This is a genomic window from Enterococcus sp. AZ080 (assembly GCF_051714945.1).
Classification (GTDB): Bacteria; Bacillota; Bacilli; order Lactobacillales; family Enterococcaceae; genus Enterococcus_B; species Enterococcus_B pernyi.
Window position 1 is genome coordinate 2,126,731 of sequence record NZ_JBIOSV010000001.1, and the last position, 17,107, is coordinate 2,143,837.

Consider the following 17,107-nt stretch of genomic DNA (forward strand, 5'->3'; position numbering starts at 1 on the left):
GTTCCTCCAGTCCGCAAACTTTCGGGAGCACTCTTTTTTATTTTTTTTTTAACATTTTTAATACCCTTTTCTGCATGTACACATTATATTGATCGAATTGGATTGAAGATAAATCTCGATTTTTTTTAATCAACTTTGCTACTCCATCATCACTCATATAATCACTTTCTTTTTCATATCAAAAGCACGCCACGCAACTTTTTTTATACTTCATATTCTTTGATAAATCTTGATAAATCTTGCTAATTCTTCTTTTCTAATAAACTGACAATCATTGATAATACTGACTTTCAATCCTTTTTCACGTATAAATTTCTTTAATGTACTTCTGCTCACACTTAAATATTCACATGCTTCTCCCAGCCTAAAAATTTCTTTGTTAAAAGAAGTTTCAATACGAACTTGATCAACAGCTTCTTTAGCAACTTGATAAAAATATTTGCGCAATGATTGATCCATTTCGTCTGGAAGTATCACTTGAATTTGTTGAACCTCCATAATCCCCCTCCTTCAGTTGTGTTTTTTCGCAACTTAATCAGCAAAAAAAATTTCATCAATGGTTATATCGTTTTTTACTTCTTTAAAAAGTTTTTTGAGCTTAACCTTTTCATTGTCACTAAATTTAATTTTACCTCGTTCCTTTAAACTATAACTCTGCTTACTAATTCCTATCAGTTTAGAAATCTGTTCTTGAGTCAAACCTAGCATTGTTCTATAGCCGCGAACTCTCATTGCAATTACCTCCCCCTTTTCCAAGTTATGAAATATTACAACTTAAATATTACCATAGTTTATCCCGATGTCAACCTCAGGTAATAAAATTGTGTAACTTCTTTATCATTCATGTTAAACTTAAATAGGAGGTGACAAGTAATGCCTGATGACAATAAAAATATTAAAATGATTGGACAACGCATAAGGGAAATAAGAAAAAAAGAGAATATGACATTAGAAGAATTCGGAAAACTGTTCTCTCCTACGGCTGATAAAGCTGTTGTAAGTAACTGGGAAAATGGTAAAAACCTTCCAAACTCAGAAAGAATTAAAAAGATTGCAGAAATTGGCGGGGTTTCTGAACTTTATCTTACGACTGGCGTCGATTCAAGCGTCACAGAATCAATGTATTTTCTATCCGAAGTAGCACTAGACTCTTTGGAACACCTCTCTAGCGAAGAAGTAAATAGAACAATTAAAAGCTTCGCTACGTATCTTAATGCAATTTCAAAAATTAATAATCCCGATGTAAAAGAAATATCGCTCAATCTTATTGGTTTGATTCAATTTTTATTAACTGGGAAAAAAGGAAACCGTGAATTATCCCCCACAGAGCTTTTCGAACTAAAATCTGTAATTGACCATTCGCTAAATGAAATTGTAAAAAAACATTTATCATAAATATTTTTCCTATCAAAAGCACGCCACGCAACTGATAGGAGGAAAAACAATGGCAACAATTAAACAATATGAAAAGAAAGACGGAACCAAAGCATGGTTGTTTCAAACTTACCTTGGAATCAATCCATTAACTGGTAAAGAAGTCCGTACTACACGTAGAAATTTTAAAACAAAAAAAGAAGCTCAAATCGAGCTTAATAGACTACTTGTAGACTTTGAAGAGAATGGACTTAAACAGGATACGAACGAGACTTTTCAAGAAATCTATGAACTTTGGTATGAAAGCTATAAAACCACTGTAAAGGAAGTCACTCAATTAAAAATTGAGATCAAGTTCAATAAATGGATTCTTCCAAAATATGGTAAATTCAGGATCAAAGAAATCACTGTAAAACACGTTCAGAAAATATTGAATCAATGGGCGAAAATGACAGATCAATATAAAGTCCTACATTCTACTGTAAGCCGTATTTTCAAATACGCAATGACTTTGGGGCTAATTACTAAAAACCCCTGTGAACTTGTAATCATGCCCAATAGAAATGTTGAAAAAAAGAAAGATACTGTCAAAATTTATTCACGGAATCAATTAGAAATTCTCTTCCAATACTTGGAATCAAAAAGAAGTACCTATAGAGCAGATTACGATAAAACGCTACTTCGCTTTCTGTTTTTTAGTGGTTGTCGAATTAGTGAGGCTTTAGCTTTGAACTGGTCAGATATTGACTTTGATTCAAACATCGTCACTATAAACAAAACCTTAAGTCAAACAAAATATGGGTACAAAATTTCAAGTCCAAAAACGAAAAATAGCTATGGTACTCTATCTTTAGACAATAAAACCATTAATTGGCTAAAGAAATGGCAAATCAATCAAAAAAGATATATGTTAACCCTTGGTATTACTGATCCAACAATGATTTTTTGTGGAATCTACAAGGAAATCATTACTAAACACGCTATTTATTCTCGTATGATCACAATCTGCAAGAACTCTGGTATTCCATTTCTAGGAAACCATGTAACCAGACACACTCATGCTAGTATGTTGTTAGAGTCAGGAGTTTCCATGAAGGAAGTTCAAGAACGCCTTAGACACTCATCAATCAAATTAACAATGGATACTTATGCTCATCTAACTAAAGAAACCAAAGAAAAAACCGTTGAAAAGCTTGCAGAACACCTAAATTTCTAGCGGAACGTATTCAATCTCGTATTCAAAACAAAACACAAAAAAGCTGAACCCTTATATACCAAGGGTTCAGCCATCATTTTAATACTATTCTTCTTCTTCAGCCATGAATGTATTGAAGACCTCTTCGATCATATCCCATTCAGCATCTGTTTCGATTTGTTCTAATTCGCCTTCTGTTCCGTCTTCGTTTTCAACGTAGGCATAGGCTTGTAATTCTACATCTTCATCTTCCGGTACGCCGGCTGGATAAAGCAATACGTAGTTACGACCAAATTCTTCTTGTCCATCGACTGTTAACAAGATTTCGTATAATGTTTCATTTCCTTGATCATCGACCAATGTGATATGTTCATGTCCTTCATGATCATGTGTATGATTGTGTTCTGCCATTAGAACCCCTCTTTTCATTTTTTAAAATAGTTGTTTTCCCGAACCATCTAAATAATTTTGTAAAATCATCACCGCAGCAAGCTTATCGATGACTTTTTTTCTTTTTGCTCTTGACGTATTTGCCTGTTCGACCAACATGCGTTCTGCTTGGACGGTAGTCAGTCGTTCATCTTGATAGTTGACTGGTAGAGAAAACATTTCTTTGATCTTTTCTCCGTAAACCATTGAGCTTTCTGCTCTCGGACCGATTGAATTATTCATGTTTTTCGGCAAGCCTACAACAAAACGATCTACTTCGTACTGTTTGACCAGTTCTGCCAATCGTTCAAATCCAAATTCTTCTTTATCTTCATCGATACGAATGATCTCTACGCCTTGTGCAGTCCAGCCAAAAGGATCACTAACAGCGACACCTACAGTCTTTGAGCCGACATCCAAGCCCATCACTCTCATAGATTCACTCCATGATTTGAGAGATAGTCTTTGACGATCACTTCCATGATTTCATCGCGTTCATGACGACGGATCAGATTCCTTGCATCACGATAACGAGGAATGTAGGCCGGGTCTCCAGAAAGCAAGTAGCCCACAATCTGGTTGATTGGATTGTAGCCTTTTTCTTCCAAAGCCCGATAAACGATCGCTAATGTTTCGCTGACTTCTTTTTTACGACTATCATCAAAACCAAAACGTACGGTTTCATCTGTAAAACCCATGATTCTACACCTCTTTCCGCAGGGTAGTCAAATTACCCTCTACACCCTTTATTTTACTCGAAATGTGGTAAAACTACAAATAAATATTCCAACTTCGCTGGAAATATAAAAATAATAATGATTTCTTATTTGATTGTATCGATTCCAACATTTATGAGTACACTTTCTTACAGTATACGTGATATTTAATCAAAAATAAGTCTTTTCTCTGTTTTTTCAAAAAATTCACAAAATATTCAAATAACGAACGCCTATGGATCATGTTTTCTTAGCTTGCCCCGTTTGATAGTTGATCGTATAACCGTCTTGCACATTATAGATAAACACATTGAACGAGATTTGGTTATCTTCAATGCTTTGGGCTTCTAACTGAACACCTCGTGCTACTAGTTCTTCCCCTTCAAAATGTGGTGTTACCCGATAGCGAACGTGATGATTGGTTTCTTTGATGTATGCGGCAATATCATTTTCATGTGCCAGCATATGAGGGGTATTCAACGAACGAGTCCCTGTCATCAAATTTTTGATGTTATTGTTTTGACCAGTTAGCTGAAAACCTATCAAGTGGCTTCGATTGTAAAGCCATTGTCCGTCACTCAATTTTTTTTGTTTCCAACCTGTAGGATCGATATAAAGAGACTCACGTTTTTCTTTAGGGAACATCTCTTTTCCTAACATGGCATTGGCTTGACCTACACGATTCAGTCGATCGATATCGGAATAACTTTCCCATGTTCCTTTATCTAAGCTCAGTTCTTCTTTTGTAAAAGTTGGCTTATTTTGATTGATTTCGATTTCTTGGTGCGTGCCGTCGTATTCTGGAACATTCGCCACTTGTGAGACTTGAGGTTTTGAATCAAATAAACCTGTCAGTTGTTGAACGAGATCAGAGTCTTTTTGCGTCGTTGAAATCCCTAATGCACCAGCTAAAAGAGCAACTGCGACTCCTATGATTGTTTTGGTTGTTTTTTTGCTCATGTATCTACTCCTTTATTCAGTCGAACTTCATAAATCTTAACATACGTTCCCCTTTTTTAAAATAAAGAAGTATTTAAATTCTTTCAACAATTCCTTCTTCAAAAATTATATACGCATGTTTAGTCTATTTCCTAAAATAAACAACCTAAATTTCCACGTGAAAGGAAATCTAGGTTGTTACTAAAACTTCATCACTCGATTCGATTGATCTTCTTATCTATTCTATCACCAAGTAAATACGTTTTCCGATAGGACAATTAGGCGCTCAACATCGATTCTTATTTCAAGTTTCTTTTACAAAGTTTGCTCTGTTCATTGCCTGTTCAATCATCGCGACTGTTGCTTCTGGGTCTTCTACTCCAATGATGAGACGATTGAATTCTTCATCTTTTAGTGTGATAACGACTGCGTTTTCTTTTCTTTTGAGGTCATAAAATACCTTGTTTGAATCTTGGACGAATGTTCCGGCAAAATAATGTCCATAGGCATCAACTCCCATTCTTTTTTCGCCAAATTTCGGTGTATCTTCCCAGACATCGGCATCCACAGTTGCGCCTAATACATTGGATAATGGTGTGGATATTTCATTTTTCAATGCCCACAGTTTTCGTACGCCCTCCATACTGATGATCAATCGATCATTTTGGATTTCAACTTTAGCCATTTTCTACTTCCCCCTGTCCGTAAGATCCGCTCGACGCATGACTCGATCAGCAATGATCGTTTCAATCGAACCTTCGTTTTTCTCTTCCAAAGCGGTGATTACCTTCTGTGCGACTTTCTTTACTTCGTTGTCATCTGCCGTACGTTCTAATAATGCGATGATCAATAAATCAATCAATAACCCATTATCGGTCACTCCATCTTCAGCTATATAGTTAAAGCAAGTCGTAAATAAACCAGCTTTACTATAATAAGCAGAGTATAAACTTCCTCGAAGCAAGCCAGTCGCTTTTACCAATTGACTGATCGACGTCCCTGCATACCCATTTTTGGCAAATATTTTTGCCGATTCTAGTAAAACTTTCTCTTCATTAAATTCTCTCGTTCTTCCCATAACTTAATTATGCCACATTATTGAACGATTGGTCAACAATTAACCAAAAAGCTTGATTTAGCCTAACTGTTGACTTAACACTTGGATCTCTTCTGCATTGCTCTCACTTGGATCTTATTTTACCTTTCACTGCTTATTTTTTTGATTCAAGTTTTCTTTTTATACGTTTTCCAATTTGTTTGTAGTAAAATAAATACAAGAAAACAACTATTGGAGAAAATGCCATGCCAGAAAGAGATTTAGATTTATTGCTTAATACCTGTTTATTGGCGGGAAAAATAATGACGGAAAGTAATGCAGAGATGTACCGTGTAGAAGATACGATGAGTCGGATCGCTTCTGCTTCTGGAAATTATCGCTTAGTTAGCTACGTGACCCAAACAGGACTATTTATCGGATTTGATCGGACTTCGACGATCCGCATGGAACAAATCACCAATCGAACGATCAATTTAGAAAGAGTAGTCAAGGTCAATAATCTTTCAAGAAAATATGTTGCCAATGAATTGACTTTGGAAGAACTATATAGCGCATTACAAGAAGTCGAGAAAGATCGTCGGATGTTCCCAGTATGGCTACAAATCATCAGCGCTGCTATCATTAGCGGGACGATCATGATTTTATTTGGTGGCGAATTGAAAGATTTACCGATCACATTGTCGATTGGTGGAGTGGGCTACATTGTTTATCTTTGCAGTTTGCGTTTTTTTAGAATCAAGTTTTTAGCTGAATTCCTTTCCTCTTTGATTATCGGCATTGCCGCTATTTTAAGTGTGCGTTTAGGAATCGGTCTCAATCAGGATTTGATCATCATTGGTTGTGTCATGCCGTTGGTTCCTGGTGTTCAAATCACCAACGCGATTCGTGATCTATTAGCGGGGCACTACGTTTCTGGTGTTTCTCGTGGAGCAGAAGCGATGATGACTGCGGCGATGATTGGTTTTGCAATCGCCTTTATCTTTCAAATCTTCTACTAAGAAAGGACTTTAGCCATGTGGCATGTATTGATTCAATTTTCTTTTAGCTTTTTAGCGACCGCTGCCTTTGCAATCATCACTAATGTACCAAGGAAAGCCTTAGTTTGGTGTGGTTTAGCTGGTGCCGTAGGTTGGATGATCTATTGGTTGTGTCTAGCTATGGGTGGCGGTGCAGCTTTAGGTTCATTACTAGGTTCATTAGGCGTTGCGTTTGCTAGTGATCTTTTTTCTAAACAACTAAAAATGCCCGTCACGATTTTCAATATCCCCGGTATGGTACCACTGGTTCCTGGAGGCTTAGCCTATCAAGCTGTTCGCAGTTTAGTTACAGGTGCTTATCAAGATGCGGCATTTTTCACTGTTCAAGCGATCATGATTGCTGGAGCGATTGCCTTAGGTCTAGTGATATCAGAAGTATTCAACCACAATATCCGTAGTTTTAAACTGAAACGTGAAGCGATTGTATTGAAGAGAAGAAAGAAAAAATGAGCGTTTCTCGCTTTAATCTTTTTTGTACAGAGCAATCATACTGTGGGATTCTTGCAAGCTTTAATAAAAAAAGTGATAAGAGAGGAAATTCTTACGAGTTTCATCTCTTATCACTTTTTTATTTGTGTTGTACATGACTACAACTTTATTTCGTTCATTTAAAATGCACGATACACATATTGATTTTCAGGAGCAGTGATTTTTTCTACTTTCGTCACTACGACTGAAGGAATCTCTCGCTTGAAAGGTTGATAAAAATCGGTTTGGATCGTTCCTTCGACTTTGTACCAGTCATCATTTTTCACAGTCATTCCTTCTGGCAGATGCGTCAACAATCCAAAAACCCCGGAATCAGCAACACAGTGGATGATCCCAAATCGAAAGAGAAAGGTATCAGTAGCCTTGTCATTTTTCGACTGATAGATAAAGCCTTCATAAGAGACTTTCTTACCAATGAATTCGCTTGGATAGTTGTAGATCAATTCCATGATCTCTAAATAATTATCGTCTGTGATCGCAATCGTTTGTTCATCTTCGTATTTGTCTTTTAACTCATTCATTTGATCTTGATAGTCGGATTTATTGAAATAAATACTCGTATCTGGTTTCAAATATTGCGTTTGCACTTGTGGATCACCGACAGATTCTTTGCTTAGTGGAAAGTTGAACCCTTTCGCTTCCACGATCGTTGTGTTTAAACTAACTGTCGGAAACAGTGTTCCTACAACGATCGGCAAGGCTAATAAGAGATAAGCAATCCAACGCTGATACGGTTTTGATAATCCGTGATCATGAGAATCATGGGACTCATGGACTCCTTTTTTTCCATCTGCTTTTACCCAAAGATACAACTGAACTAAGGCTAGTAAGGCAGATAAAACCATCGATAATACTGCCAAATAACGATAATGGACATTGATGTATTGATCTAAACGCCCTGAAACTTGAAGATACATCATCATTTCAAAATAACCAGATAAAATCAAAAATCGCAGCATGATTCTCCTCCTAAATAAATAGTGTAAAGCCGATAACACTTAAGGCAATCAGCCCGATCAATGAAACGATGAAGCGTGTGTTGAAGTAACGTTTCATCATCAATAGGTTTTTGATATCCACCATTGGTCCAAAAACTAAGAAAGCAACAACTGGCGCTGTTCCAAAAAGACTTAACAAAGAGGAACCAATAAACGCATCCGCCTCGGAACAAAGAGACATCGTGAATGCCAATACTAGCATGATCAAAATGGCTAATAGCTTTGTCGAACCTAACGTCAACATCACTCTCGTAGGTAAATAGGTTTGCATCCCTGCAGCAATCAAACCGCCAATGATCAAATAGCGGCCCGTATCGAAGAACTCATCAATCGAGTGAGTCAAGACATGGAGGATTCGATATCCCCATTTCTGTGGTGCGATTGCTTCCACTTCCTCATGCTCATGTGTATGGGAGTTAGGCTCAACCATCGCTGAATCAAATGAAGACTTCAAGATTGTGCCTTTTTGGATATAGGCCAACCAGACACCTACAATCAGTGCGACAATAAAACTTCCTAACATGCGCAGTCCCGCCATTTTCCAAGTATTGCCAAATGCAATAAAAGTTGAAAAGATCACGACTGGATTAATGATTGGCGCAGTGAGCATAAACGCAAATGCTGTGTGGACAGGAACCCCTTTTTTTACAAACTGATGAACGATTGGAACGATCCCACATTCACATGAAGGAAAGAAAAAACCTAAAATAGACCCAACAATAATCGATAAAAAGCGATTTTTAGGTAACCATCGTTTGACACGTTCGGGGGTCAAAAATACTTGTAAAGCACCTGAGATGATACATCCCAATAAAACAAACGGCAAGGCTTCGATAACGATCGATAAAAAAATCGTTCCCATCTGCGATACCGAATTTGGAATAAACGAAAACATATAATTTCTCCTTGTCATTTGAACTTCATTCGCCCATCAATATACGCTTTTCTTCAATAAAATACAAGAAAGCTTAAATTTTTTTCATAAGTTTAAGAAATCAAAAAAAGCTTTTTTATTGACATCTCCGTCATAAGGATTTACTTTTAGCACAGCTAAGATGAAGATTCAGGTAAAAAGAAGAGAGTCATTTGCCTATTTTCTATCTGTATACGACTGAATACTTTTTCACCATCGAATTAGCGATGTGCTAAAAGTAACCTTAAGGAGTTATCACCATGAAAGAAACCCATGATTTAACTGAAGTCTTAAAAACTATCCAAGAAGAACCGACTGTCGTGCTTGCGATTTCCACCCCCAATTGTAGTGTTTGTCATGCAGTAGTGCCAAAATTGGAACAATTATTGACTCATTATAATTTCCCAGCGTATCATTTAGATGCCTTCGAGATGCCGGAAGTAGCTGGCACATTCCAAACATTTACTGCACCAGTGATCTTGCTCTTCCATTTTGGAAAAGAAGTCGAGCGACAAGCCCGCTTTATTCAATTTGAACAACTGACAAAGCGTTTAGATCAATTAAATGAATCAAGTGATCAAATCGGCTACGATACTTTATTTGATCACTAGAAAAAAGAGCGACAAGTCATTTTCTACAAACAATGACTTGTCGCTCTTTTTATTTAAACATCCATCAAATAACGAGCTGTGATCGACTGTTCACAAGTAACGATTTTTTCTGGTGTTTCTTCATAAAGGATCTCGCCACCACGAATTCCCCCATCGATCCCTACATCGATCAACCAATCTGCCGCCTTCATGATTTCCAGGTTATGTTCAATGACGATGACCGTATTGCCTTTATTGACCAACCGCTCGATGATTTCTAAGATACTCTTGATATCTGCCATGTGTAAACCGGTTGTTGGTTCGTCCATAATGTAGATATTGCCTTTTTTACTTAATTCTTTCGCCAGTTTCAACCGTTGACATTCTCCTCCTGACAATGTATTTAACGGTTGTCCCAACGTCATATATCCTAGCCCTACTTCTAAAATTTGTTTCAATTTTCGTTGAATCGATTTTTCTTCAAAAAATGCCACCGCTTCAGTCACACTCATCGCTAATACTTCATCGATCGATTTCTCTTTTAATTTGTACTGATAAACTTCTTCTTTGAATCGTTTACCGCCACAGGCTTGGCAAAGGACCTCTACAGAATCCATAAAAGATAATTCCATTTTGATATGACCATGTCCTTTACAAGTTTCACATGCCCCTTCTGAATTATAAGAGAACAGTCCGGCAGAAACATTATTTTCCAACGAGAAGACCTTGCGGATATCGTTCATGATCCCTGAATAAGTCGCTGGGTTAGAACGAATATTCCCTGCAACAGCTGACTGATCGATATTGATTGCTTCCGGGTACTCCTTCGCAAACACACCATTCACTAAACTGCTCTTTCCTGAACCAGCTACTCCGGTCACTACTGTAAAAACACCTAATGGTACTCTGAGAGAAGTATTTTTAAGATTATGCAATGTCGATTTTGAAGTTTCAATAAACTTGTCTGTTTTTCTTGGCTCCTGTTTGAAATCTGTCATTTGTCCAAAAGCTTTTCCTGTCAATGTATCTGAAGCCAGTAATCCTTCGTAACTACCTTCATAGGTGATATACCCACCATTTTTTCCTGCTTTTGGTCCAACGTCAATGATATGATCTGCTGCTTTGATGACATCTGGATCATGTTCTACAACAATGACCGTGTTTCCTTTATCACGCAATTTGATCAATAGTTCGTTTAACCGATGAACATCTCGTGGATGTAACCCAATACTAGGCTCATCGAAGATATAAATGACGTCATTCAAACTAGAAGATAAGTGCTTGACCATTTTCACTCGTTGGCTTTCTCCTCCAGATAAAGTCGCTGGCTCGCGATCTAAAGAAACGTAATCTAACCCAATATTGATCAGATCTTGTAGTCGTGATTGGAGATTTTTCAACACTGGTTGGATCATTTCATCTGTGATCCCCGGTAAGATTTCTAATAGTTCATCCAGTTGCATCGCTAAGAAATCTGCGATTGAATATCCGTTGATCTTGCAGCCCAAAACCTTTTGATTGAATCGTTTTCCCTGACATTCTGGACATCTTTGTTCATCCATGAACGCTGCGATTTTTTTCTGGGTCGCGGCAGAGCTCTCATTGCCCCCTTTGATATTGGAACGATTGAAACGTGCCACTAATCCCTCATAGGTCGAACTCATCCCTTCCATATACAACGAATCGATTTTTTCTCCTGAAGCATACAAGAACTTTTCCATTTCTTCTGTTGAATAATCCTTTAATGGCTTATCATTGTCAAAAAAACCTGTGTTCGTGAAAGACTTCAATAACCAAGATCCGACTTTGTAGCCTGGAAGTATAATCGCTCCTTCATTCAACGATTTTTCTAAATCTAACGCTTTGTCTAGATTCAATCCAACGATCCGACCAATCCCTTCACACGCTGGGCACATGCCGTGAGGATCATTGAATGAGAAATTCCAAGCGGGGCCTAAATGGGGAATGCCAATACGAGAGAAAAGCAAGCGGATCAGTGGGTTGATATCTGTGATCGTTCCTAGTGTTGAACGCGAATTTCCACCTAAACGGCTTTGATCTACAACGACTGCCATAGATAAATTGTCGATGGCATCTGCTTCTGGCTGACTATACTTAGGTAAGAAATTCTGCACAAATTTAGAGAAATTTTCATTGAGTTGTCTTCCCGCTTCTTGGGCAATCGTATCAAAAACGATGGAAGATTTTCCCGAACCGGAGACACCTGTAAAAATCGTGATCTTTCTTTTTGGGATTTGTAAATCAAACCCTTTTAGATTGTTCTGTCTGGCATTATGTATCCTGATATATTCCTGCATTGCTGATCCTCCCGTCTGGCATTATGTATCCTGATATATTCCTGCATTGCTGATCCTCCCGTATTCCCTCGATTTTTTTGGTGAAGTATTATTATAACACAGAAACAATGTATCACTATAATAAATTTCGAAGCTTTCAGTTGTTCACCTATCAGCCTCCTAATTGAAGAGACGCCAATGAAGGAAAATATCACTTATTTTTATCTATTTCTAAAAAAGATCATAAAAAAACAAACTATTTTTTCTAGTGAATAGAAAAATAGTTTGTCATTGATGGTTTAACTTTTCTTTATTTCCGGTTATTCGTTGTCGTCATGCTCATGCAAGGACGCATCGGAATGCAAGAAGTAGATCAACGTTTGTAACTCGTTCGTCAAATCGACATTTTGGATCAATACTTCGGATGGTGCATTTAGTCGAGCAGATGTAAAGTTTAATATCCCTTTGACACCAGCTTCTGTCAAACGATTCACTACTTCTTGTGCTTTTTCGGCAGGTATCGTTAAGATTGCCACTTCGATTTGTTGGATCTTGATTTGTTCGATCATGTCATCCATTGGATAAACGGGGATACCATCAACGATCCGACCCACGATTTCTGGGTTCACGTCAAAAGCGCAGCTGACACGGATACTATTACTTTGGTGAAACTTATATTTCAACAAAGCACTTCCTAGATTACCGACCCCGATCAATGCAACGTTCGTCAATTGGTCATCATTCAAGGTTTTTGCAAAGAAATGCATCAAGTCCTCTACATCATAACCGTAACCACGTTTTCCTAGTTCGCCGAAATAGGAAAAATCACGACGGATCGTCGCACTATCTACTTGGACTGCTTCACTTAGTTCAGTTGATGAAACTTTTTTCTTACCTGCGTTATTCAAGATTCTTAAATAACGATAATATAAAGGCAGGCGTTTTGCGGTTGCCTTTGGAATTACATGGTCTTTCACTTCATTACCTCCACTGTATTTCTTCTCGATTTATACATCATATCAGTACTTACACAAAAAAATCAATTTCGTTGCTTGTATATTGTGAATTTTTATTCTTATTCTCATTTTCCTAGCTTCTCAGAACCTCGCAGTAACTATGAATTTGTGGTAGACTACAATAGAAAAAGTCCATGAAATTCTAGGATAATTCACAAAGTAGAAAAGAGGATTCGATGATACTATTACAAGCCAATCAAATCGCTCGCCATTTTGGCGCTGAGATTTTATTTGAAAATATCCACTTAGAGATCCAAACGGGCGCACGTATCGCTTTAGTCGGACGTAACGGCGCCGGTAAATCGACATTATTAAAAATCATTGCTGGCATTGAAGCCCCAGATGTAGGTAATATCGCAAAAAATAAAACAGCTACCCTTGGTTATTTGGCCCAAGATACAGGATTAGATTCCACTGAAACCGTCTGGAATGAGATGCTAAAAGCATTTGAAGAAGTGCGCTTGATGGAACAGCGGATGCGTGACCTTGAAGTATTTATCAGTGAAGGCACTCTTGACACGCCGGCTTATCAAGCCTTCTTGAAAGAATATGATAAATTGCAGCATGATTTTTCTGATAAGAACGGCTATAGTTATGAAAATGAAATTCGCTCTGTATTGCATGGATTCAAATTTGATCCGTCGTTTTACGAGCAAAGAATCGATACGTTATCTGGTGGTCAAAAAACAAGATTAGCTTTAGCTAGGATGCTTTTACAACATCCAGATATCTTGATCCTGGATGAGCCAACCAACCACTTGGACATCGAAACACTTGCTTGGTTGGAAAACTATTTGCAAAGTTATACTGGTGCCCTTCTGATTGTCTCCCATGACCGTTATTTCTTGGATAAAGTGGCGACTGAGGTATATGAACTAAGTCGGAAAAAGATGCGTCACTATAAAGGAAATTATTCCAAATATTTAGATATGAAAGCTGAACAATTAGCTTCTGATTGGAAAGCCTATGAAAAACAACAAACAGAAATCAATAAACTCGAAGATTTTGTTGCCAGAAATCTTGTCCGTGCGTCAACGACAAAACGTGCCCAAAGTCGTCGAAAAGCATTAGAAAAAATGGAACGGTTAGACCGTCCACAAGGAGATGAGAAACAAGCTCATTTTCTCTTCAACGTGGCGAAACCTTCGGGAAATGTTGTGTTGCAAGTAGAAGATGCCGCTATTGGCTATGACGGCACCATCTTATCTGAACCAATCAACTTGGATATCCGTCGTCAAGAAGCAATCGCATTAGTGGGACCAAATGGAATCGGTAAATCCACTTTACTAAAATCGATCATCCAACAGCTGCCTTTCATCCGTGGAAAAGAAACACTTGGTACGAATGTCAGCATTGGTTATTACGATCAAGGACAAGCGGAACTGCACACTAATAAAACGATTCTAGCTGAATTGTGGGATGAACATCCAACCGTTCCAGAAAAAGATATCCGTTCGATTTTAGGCGCTTTTTTATTTTCTGGTGAAGACGTTGAAAAAACGATCCCCTTGTTAAGTGGTGGAGAGAAGGCACGTGTCGCGTTAGCTAAGCTAGCAATGAATCAAGAGAACTTTTTGATTTTAGATGAGCCAACCAACCACTTAGATATCGACAATAAAGAAGTGTTGGAAAATGCATTGATCGACTATGAAGGAACATTGCTCTTTGTCTCTCATGACCGCTACTTCATCAATCGTATCGCCACTAAAGTCATTGAACTCTCAGAAAACGGAAGCAAAGTCTACTTGGGGGACTATGATTATTATTTAGAAAAGAAAAAAGAAGAAGAAGAAATTGCAGAACTGTTAGCAGCTGAACAACCTGAGGTCAGCACGCCTTCAACAAACAAATCCACTTACTTCCAAAGCAAAGAGCAACAAAAGATCATGCGGAGCTTGCAACGTAAGATCACGCAAATCGAAGAAGATATGGCTCAACTAGAAGAAACAGTGGATGAACTCGAACAACAGATGGTTTCTCCTGCTGTATTAGATGATCATGTCAAATTGAATGAATTAAATCAAGCGCTTGATGAAGCACATCAACTACAAGAAGAAAAGTTGTCTGAATGGGAAAACTTGAGTCTTGAGTTAGAAGAAATCGAAAATAATCAATAGACTCGCTCCTGTCATCCTTTTTAAACAAAACCGCTGAAAGCTGGCTTTATATCCTGCTTTCAGCGGTTTTACTTTAGACTTGTTGATATAAATCGAAAACATGTTTCAATTCGACAGTTACTGGAGAATGGTCTGGATTTGTTTCCATCAGATCTTCCATGAACACCCACCACTTTTGATTGATTGCTGTTTCTGGTACATGGCGCCATTTTTCTTCATCTTCAATCTCTAGATACCCAAAAAGAGTATTTGTTTCTGGATCAAGAAAAATCGAATAAGAGCGCGCACCATGTTCAGCCAACATGTCACGCATCTCCGGCCACAATTCATGGTGTCTTTTGAGGTACTCTGCTTCGTATCCTGGGTACAACTTCATTTTTACTGCTTTTTTGATCATTTTTATTCCCCTTTCACTGATTGTTCGATCTGCTCGACCCTAGCAATTATCATTTGGTTCTTACTTCTTTATTTTCCAATTTAAAGCAAGCGTTTACAATAGCAAAAAATAAGGATAATGGTGGCAGATTCACAGGAATTCATCATAGGACAAAAAAGCGACCGCGGTGGGTGGCCGCGGTCTAGGAGTTTATTTTTACTTGAGGAGTAAAAATGAAAAAGTATAGGGTTGTTGGTTGGTATGTATATAGAATAGAAGAAAAGTTTGAAGAATTTTCACTATAATATTTGTCTTTTGTTAGGATAATTCATTAAGAAAAAGTAAAATGCCAAGTCCTTTAGTTACTTAGTAACAAGATAATCATTCCATAGGATAAACTTTACACCTTGTTTTCCCCTTATCTAAGGTAGTTAAAGTAATCGGTTCGTCTACTTCTTACTTTCTTGCTTGCTTTTGCTTGTTGCTTTAAGAAACTTATTTTTTTTCGATTTCTGAAATTAAGTTTTCTTAGTTGGTTCCGAATAAAGACGAATCTTCTTCTATTATTCATTGATTTTTGTTTCTTTTGATAAATGGTTACTTTCCTATTCGCGATGATAATAGCCTTCTTATTTTTTTGTCTGGCGCTATTCTTGCTCGCATCTAGCACTGATGATAACTGTTTTTTTTGACTCTGATCATCTTTTGATGACGCTGTTCCTAATTCTTGGGGCTCTTTGTTTTTTTCTAGGATGGTCATTTTTCTATTTTGAACCATCACCGTTTCAAATACACCCACTCGTCTAGCATCCTGTTCTTGTTTCAGACGATTATTTTTTTCTAATACGCTCTCTGATGACAGGTTAGTCAATGAATCTTCTTGAACATTCGTTGATGGAATAGCGGCTTCTTGCTTGTCCATGTCTTTCAAATATTCTTGGATCATCGGATCAAGCATAAAAAAGCTAGGTTTCGCTCGGTGGCTCACTTCTTCTCTTACCTCATCCTTCAGCAGTCGATTGTACTTTGGATTCTTTAAGCAGAACTGAAGGATTCCCTTTCGTATATCAACGGTTTCTTCTAATGACTGAACTAATCTCGTAAGCACACTAGCATCGACATTTCCATCGATTGTTCGATTTTTCTGTTGCTGAAATTGCTCAAGTTTTTCTTTATCGATACTTAACCATAAATGTATATAATCCGATAAATAGAAATTTTTATCGTAATACTTAGTTATTTGATTAGTCAACTCATTTTGTCCACTGTCTTTGCAGTTGATTGCAATTTTTTCTGCTTGTTGGAGGCGAATGATGGCAGCTTCCTTACTTGACCAAGCCCCGTCAGGTATCTGGTGTTTTAGAATTTTCTCTACTTCTTCTTTGACCGTTTTGTCAAACTCATTAAAAGAAGTTTGTTGATTTTCAATCGTCAAGGTTGGTTCCTGATTTTGACTAAAGATATTCCTGATACGTTGGCTGATTCTCATAATATTCCTCCTTGTTTCTGTTGATAAAATGAGTATACAGTTTGTAAATCGATTCGTTCGCCTTTCTTTTCTTAT

The 17,107-nt window shown here is 37.5% G+C and carries 20 protein-coding genes; 6 read left to right on the forward strand and 14 right to left on the reverse strand.

All coding sequences use genetic code 11. The annotated features are described in order from the left end of the window. Positions 1–210 precede the first annotated feature (210 nt). Positions 211–498: a helix-turn-helix domain-containing protein gene (locus IGK01_RS10010; RefSeq protein WP_438840713.1), complete on the reverse strand. Its 288-nt coding sequence runs from the start codon at positions 496–498 to the stop codon at positions 211–213. A 33-nt stretch (positions 499–531) separates the two neighbouring features. Beyond that, positions 532–732: a helix-turn-helix transcriptional regulator gene (locus IGK01_RS10015; protein ID WP_438840714.1), complete on the reverse strand. Its 201-nt coding sequence runs from the start codon at positions 730–732 to the stop codon at positions 532–534. Positions 733–873: 141 nt separating this feature from the next. Between IGK01_RS10015 and IGK01_RS10020 the strand changes: the two genes are divergently transcribed. Beyond that, positions 874–1,395 (forward strand): helix-turn-helix domain-containing protein, encoded by a 522-nt coding sequence (locus IGK01_RS10020; RefSeq protein WP_438840715.1) that lies wholly within the window; start codon positions 874–876, stop codon positions 1,393–1,395. 49 nt (positions 1,396–1,444) lie between these two features. Then, positions 1,445–2,590 (forward strand): tyrosine-type recombinase/integrase, encoded by a 1,146-nt coding sequence (locus IGK01_RS10025; protein ID WP_438840716.1) that lies wholly within the window; start codon positions 1,445–1,447, stop codon positions 2,588–2,590. A gap of 84 nt (positions 2,591–2,674) precedes the next feature. Here the strand turns inward: IGK01_RS10025 and IGK01_RS10030 are convergent, their stop codons facing one another. The 6 genes from IGK01_RS10030 to IGK01_RS10055 all read right to left on the reverse strand — a co-directional run bounded on the left by IGK01_RS10030 (position 2,675) and on the right by IGK01_RS10055 (position 5,731). Continuing rightward, positions 2,675–2,980 (reverse strand): DUF1292 domain-containing protein, encoded by a 306-nt coding sequence (locus IGK01_RS10030; protein ID WP_010734809.1) that lies wholly within the window; start codon positions 2,978–2,980, stop codon positions 2,675–2,677. A 21-nt stretch (positions 2,981–3,001) separates the two neighbouring features. Further along, positions 3,002–3,433 carry a Holliday junction resolvase RuvX gene (gene ruvX / locus IGK01_RS10035; RefSeq protein WP_409173519.1) on the reverse strand — a complete coding sequence of 144 codons (432 nt, stop codon included), beginning with the start codon at positions 3,431–3,433 and terminating at the stop codon, positions 3,002–3,004. Continuing rightward, positions 3,430–3,696, reverse strand: a complete 267-nt coding sequence (locus tag IGK01_RS10040) for an IreB family regulatory phosphoprotein (protein WP_002290885.1) — start codon at positions 3,694–3,696, stop codon at positions 3,430–3,432. The genes ruvX and IGK01_RS10040 overlap by 4 nt, the downstream gene beginning before the upstream one ends. A 258-nt stretch (positions 3,697–3,954) precedes the next feature. Continuing rightward, positions 3,955–4,674, reverse strand: a complete 720-nt coding sequence (locus IGK01_RS10045) for a DNA/RNA non-specific endonuclease (RefSeq protein WP_023520078.1) — start codon at positions 4,672–4,674, stop codon at positions 3,955–3,957. A 283-nt stretch (positions 4,675–4,957) separates the two neighbouring features. After that, positions 4,958–5,338, reverse strand: coding sequence for a hypothetical protein (locus IGK01_RS10050; protein WP_023520079.1), 381 nt, complete (start codon positions 5,336–5,338; stop codon positions 4,958–4,960). 3 nt (positions 5,339–5,341) lie between these two features. Beyond that, the gene (locus IGK01_RS10055; protein WP_010734805.1) at positions 5,342–5,731 is read right to left on the reverse strand and encodes a TetR/AcrR family transcriptional regulator; all 390 of its coding nucleotides are present in this window, start codon (positions 5,729–5,731) and stop codon (positions 5,342–5,344) included. Between the two features lie 224 nt (positions 5,732–5,955). Here IGK01_RS10055 and IGK01_RS10060 point away from each other — a divergent pair, with 224 nt between their 5' ends. Next, a complete protein-coding gene (locus IGK01_RS10060; protein WP_023520080.1) occupies positions 5,956–6,708 on the forward strand; it encodes a threonine/serine exporter family protein in 753 nt (250 codons plus the stop codon). A 15-nt stretch (positions 6,709–6,723) separates the two neighbouring features. After that, positions 6,724–7,197 (forward strand): threonine/serine exporter family protein, encoded by a 474-nt coding sequence (locus IGK01_RS10065; protein ID WP_010734803.1) that lies wholly within the window; start codon positions 6,724–6,726, stop codon positions 7,195–7,197. A gap of 158 nt (positions 7,198–7,355) precedes the next feature. Here the strand turns inward: IGK01_RS10065 and IGK01_RS10070 are convergent, their stop codons facing one another. Together IGK01_RS10070 and IGK01_RS10075 are read right to left on the reverse strand one after the other, a co-directional pair. Further along, positions 7,356–8,195, reverse strand: a complete 840-nt coding sequence (locus IGK01_RS10070) for a TIGR03943 family putative permease subunit (protein WP_062804858.1) — start codon at positions 8,193–8,195, stop codon at positions 7,356–7,358. Between the two features lie 10 nt (positions 8,196–8,205). Further along, positions 8,206–9,129, reverse strand: coding sequence for a permease (locus IGK01_RS10075; RefSeq protein WP_023520083.1), 924 nt, complete (start codon positions 9,127–9,129; stop codon positions 8,206–8,208). 278 nt (positions 9,130–9,407) lie between these two features. Between IGK01_RS10075 and IGK01_RS10080 the strand changes: the two genes are divergently transcribed. Continuing rightward, the gene (locus IGK01_RS10080; RefSeq protein WP_224434150.1) at positions 9,408–9,758 is read left to right on the forward strand and encodes a thioredoxin family protein; all 351 of its coding nucleotides are present in this window, start codon (positions 9,408–9,410) and stop codon (positions 9,756–9,758) included. Between the two features lie 53 nt (positions 9,759–9,811). Here IGK01_RS10080 and IGK01_RS10085 read toward each other — a convergent pair whose 3' ends face one another. Both IGK01_RS10085 and IGK01_RS10090 read right to left on the reverse strand, forming a co-directional pair. After that, complete coding sequence (locus IGK01_RS10085) at positions 9,812–12,055, reverse strand: ATP-binding cassette domain-containing protein (RefSeq protein ID WP_438840717.1); 2,244 nt, start codon at positions 12,053–12,055, stop codon at positions 9,812–9,814. 299 nt (positions 12,056–12,354) lie between these two features. Beyond that, complete coding sequence (locus IGK01_RS10090) at positions 12,355–13,011, reverse strand: redox-sensing transcriptional repressor Rex (RefSeq protein ID WP_010734798.1); 657 nt, start codon at positions 13,009–13,011, stop codon at positions 12,355–12,357. 215 nt (positions 13,012–13,226) lie between these two features. Here IGK01_RS10090 and IGK01_RS10095 point away from each other — a divergent pair, with 215 nt between their 5' ends. Continuing rightward, positions 13,227–15,167 carry an ABC-F family ATP-binding cassette domain-containing protein gene (locus IGK01_RS10095; protein WP_438840718.1) on the forward strand — a complete coding sequence of 647 codons (1,941 nt, stop codon included), beginning with the start codon at positions 13,227–13,229 and terminating at the stop codon, positions 15,165–15,167. Positions 15,168–15,240: 73 nt separating this feature from the next. Here IGK01_RS10095 and rhaM read toward each other — a convergent pair whose 3' ends face one another. Together rhaM and IGK01_RS10105 are read right to left on the reverse strand one after the other, a co-directional pair. Next, positions 15,241–15,564, reverse strand: a complete 324-nt coding sequence (rhaM, locus tag IGK01_RS10100) for an L-rhamnose mutarotase (protein ID WP_010734796.1) — start codon at positions 15,562–15,564, stop codon at positions 15,241–15,243. A 397-nt stretch (positions 15,565–15,961) separates the two neighbouring features. Beyond that, positions 15,962–17,032 carry a hypothetical protein gene (locus tag IGK01_RS10105; RefSeq protein ID WP_409173522.1) on the reverse strand — a complete coding sequence of 357 codons (1,071 nt, stop codon included), beginning with the start codon at positions 17,030–17,032 and terminating at the stop codon, positions 15,962–15,964. Between the last annotated feature and the right edge of the window lie 75 nt (positions 17,033–17,107).

What these genes read in the sequence shown, in the direction of transcription:
- IGK01_RS10010 (WP_438840713.1), bottom strand. Translation starts at nt 498, where the DNA reads ATGGAGGTTCAACAAATTCAAGTGATACTTCCAGACGAAATGGATCAA.
- IGK01_RS10015 (WP_438840714.1), bottom strand. Translation starts at nt 732, where the DNA reads ATGAGAGTTCGCGGCTATAGAACAATGCTAGGTTTGACTCAAGAACAG.
- IGK01_RS10020 (WP_438840715.1), top strand. Translation starts at nt 874, where the DNA reads ATGCCTGATGACAATAAAAATATTAAAATGATTGGACAACGCATAAGG.
- IGK01_RS10025 (WP_438840716.1), top strand. Translation starts at nt 1,445, where the DNA reads ATGGCAACAATTAAACAATATGAAAAGAAAGACGGAACCAAAGCATGG.
- IGK01_RS10030 (WP_010734809.1), bottom strand. Translation starts at nt 2,980, where the DNA reads ATGGCAGAACACAATCATACACATGATCATGAAGGACATGAACATATC.
- ruvX (WP_409173519.1), bottom strand. Translation starts at nt 3,433, where the DNA reads ATGAGAGTGATGGGCTTGGATGTCGGCTCAAAGACTGTAGGTGTCGCT.
- IGK01_RS10040 (WP_002290885.1), bottom strand. Translation starts at nt 3,696, where the DNA reads ATGGGTTTTACAGATGAAACCGTACGTTTTGGTTTTGATGATAGTCGT.
- IGK01_RS10045 (WP_023520078.1), bottom strand. Translation starts at nt 4,674, where the DNA reads ATGAGCAAAAAAACAACCAAAACAATCATAGGAGTCGCAGTTGCTCTT.
- IGK01_RS10050 (WP_023520079.1), bottom strand. Translation starts at nt 5,338, where the DNA reads ATGGCTAAAGTTGAAATCCAAAATGATCGATTGATCATCAGTATGGAG.
- IGK01_RS10055 (WP_010734805.1), bottom strand. Translation starts at nt 5,731, where the DNA reads ATGGGAAGAACGAGAGAATTTAATGAAGAGAAAGTTTTACTAGAATCG.
- IGK01_RS10060 (WP_023520080.1), top strand. Translation starts at nt 5,956, where the DNA reads ATGCCAGAAAGAGATTTAGATTTATTGCTTAATACCTGTTTATTGGCG.
- IGK01_RS10065 (WP_010734803.1), top strand. Translation starts at nt 6,724, where the DNA reads ATGTGGCATGTATTGATTCAATTTTCTTTTAGCTTTTTAGCGACCGCT.
- IGK01_RS10070 (WP_062804858.1), bottom strand. Translation starts at nt 8,195, where the DNA reads ATGCTGCGATTTTTGATTTTATCTGGTTATTTTGAAATGATGATGTAT.
- IGK01_RS10075 (WP_023520083.1), bottom strand. Translation starts at nt 9,129, where the DNA reads ATGTTTTCGTTTATTCCAAATTCGGTATCGCAGATGGGAACGATTTTT.
- IGK01_RS10080 (WP_224434150.1), top strand. Translation starts at nt 9,408, where the DNA reads ATGAAAGAAACCCATGATTTAACTGAAGTCTTAAAAACTATCCAAGAA.
- IGK01_RS10085 (WP_438840717.1), bottom strand. Translation starts at nt 12,055, where the DNA reads ATGCAGGAATATATCAGGATACATAATGCCAGACAGAACAATCTAAAA.
- IGK01_RS10095 (WP_438840718.1), top strand. Translation starts at nt 13,227, where the DNA reads ATGATACTATTACAAGCCAATCAAATCGCTCGCCATTTTGGCGCTGAG.
- rhaM (WP_010734796.1), bottom strand. Translation starts at nt 15,564, where the DNA reads ATGATCAAAAAAGCAGTAAAAATGAAGTTGTACCCAGGATACGAAGCA.
- IGK01_RS10105 (WP_409173522.1), bottom strand. Translation starts at nt 17,032, where the DNA reads ATGAGAATCAGCCAACGTATCAGGAATATCTTTAGTCAAAATCAGGAA.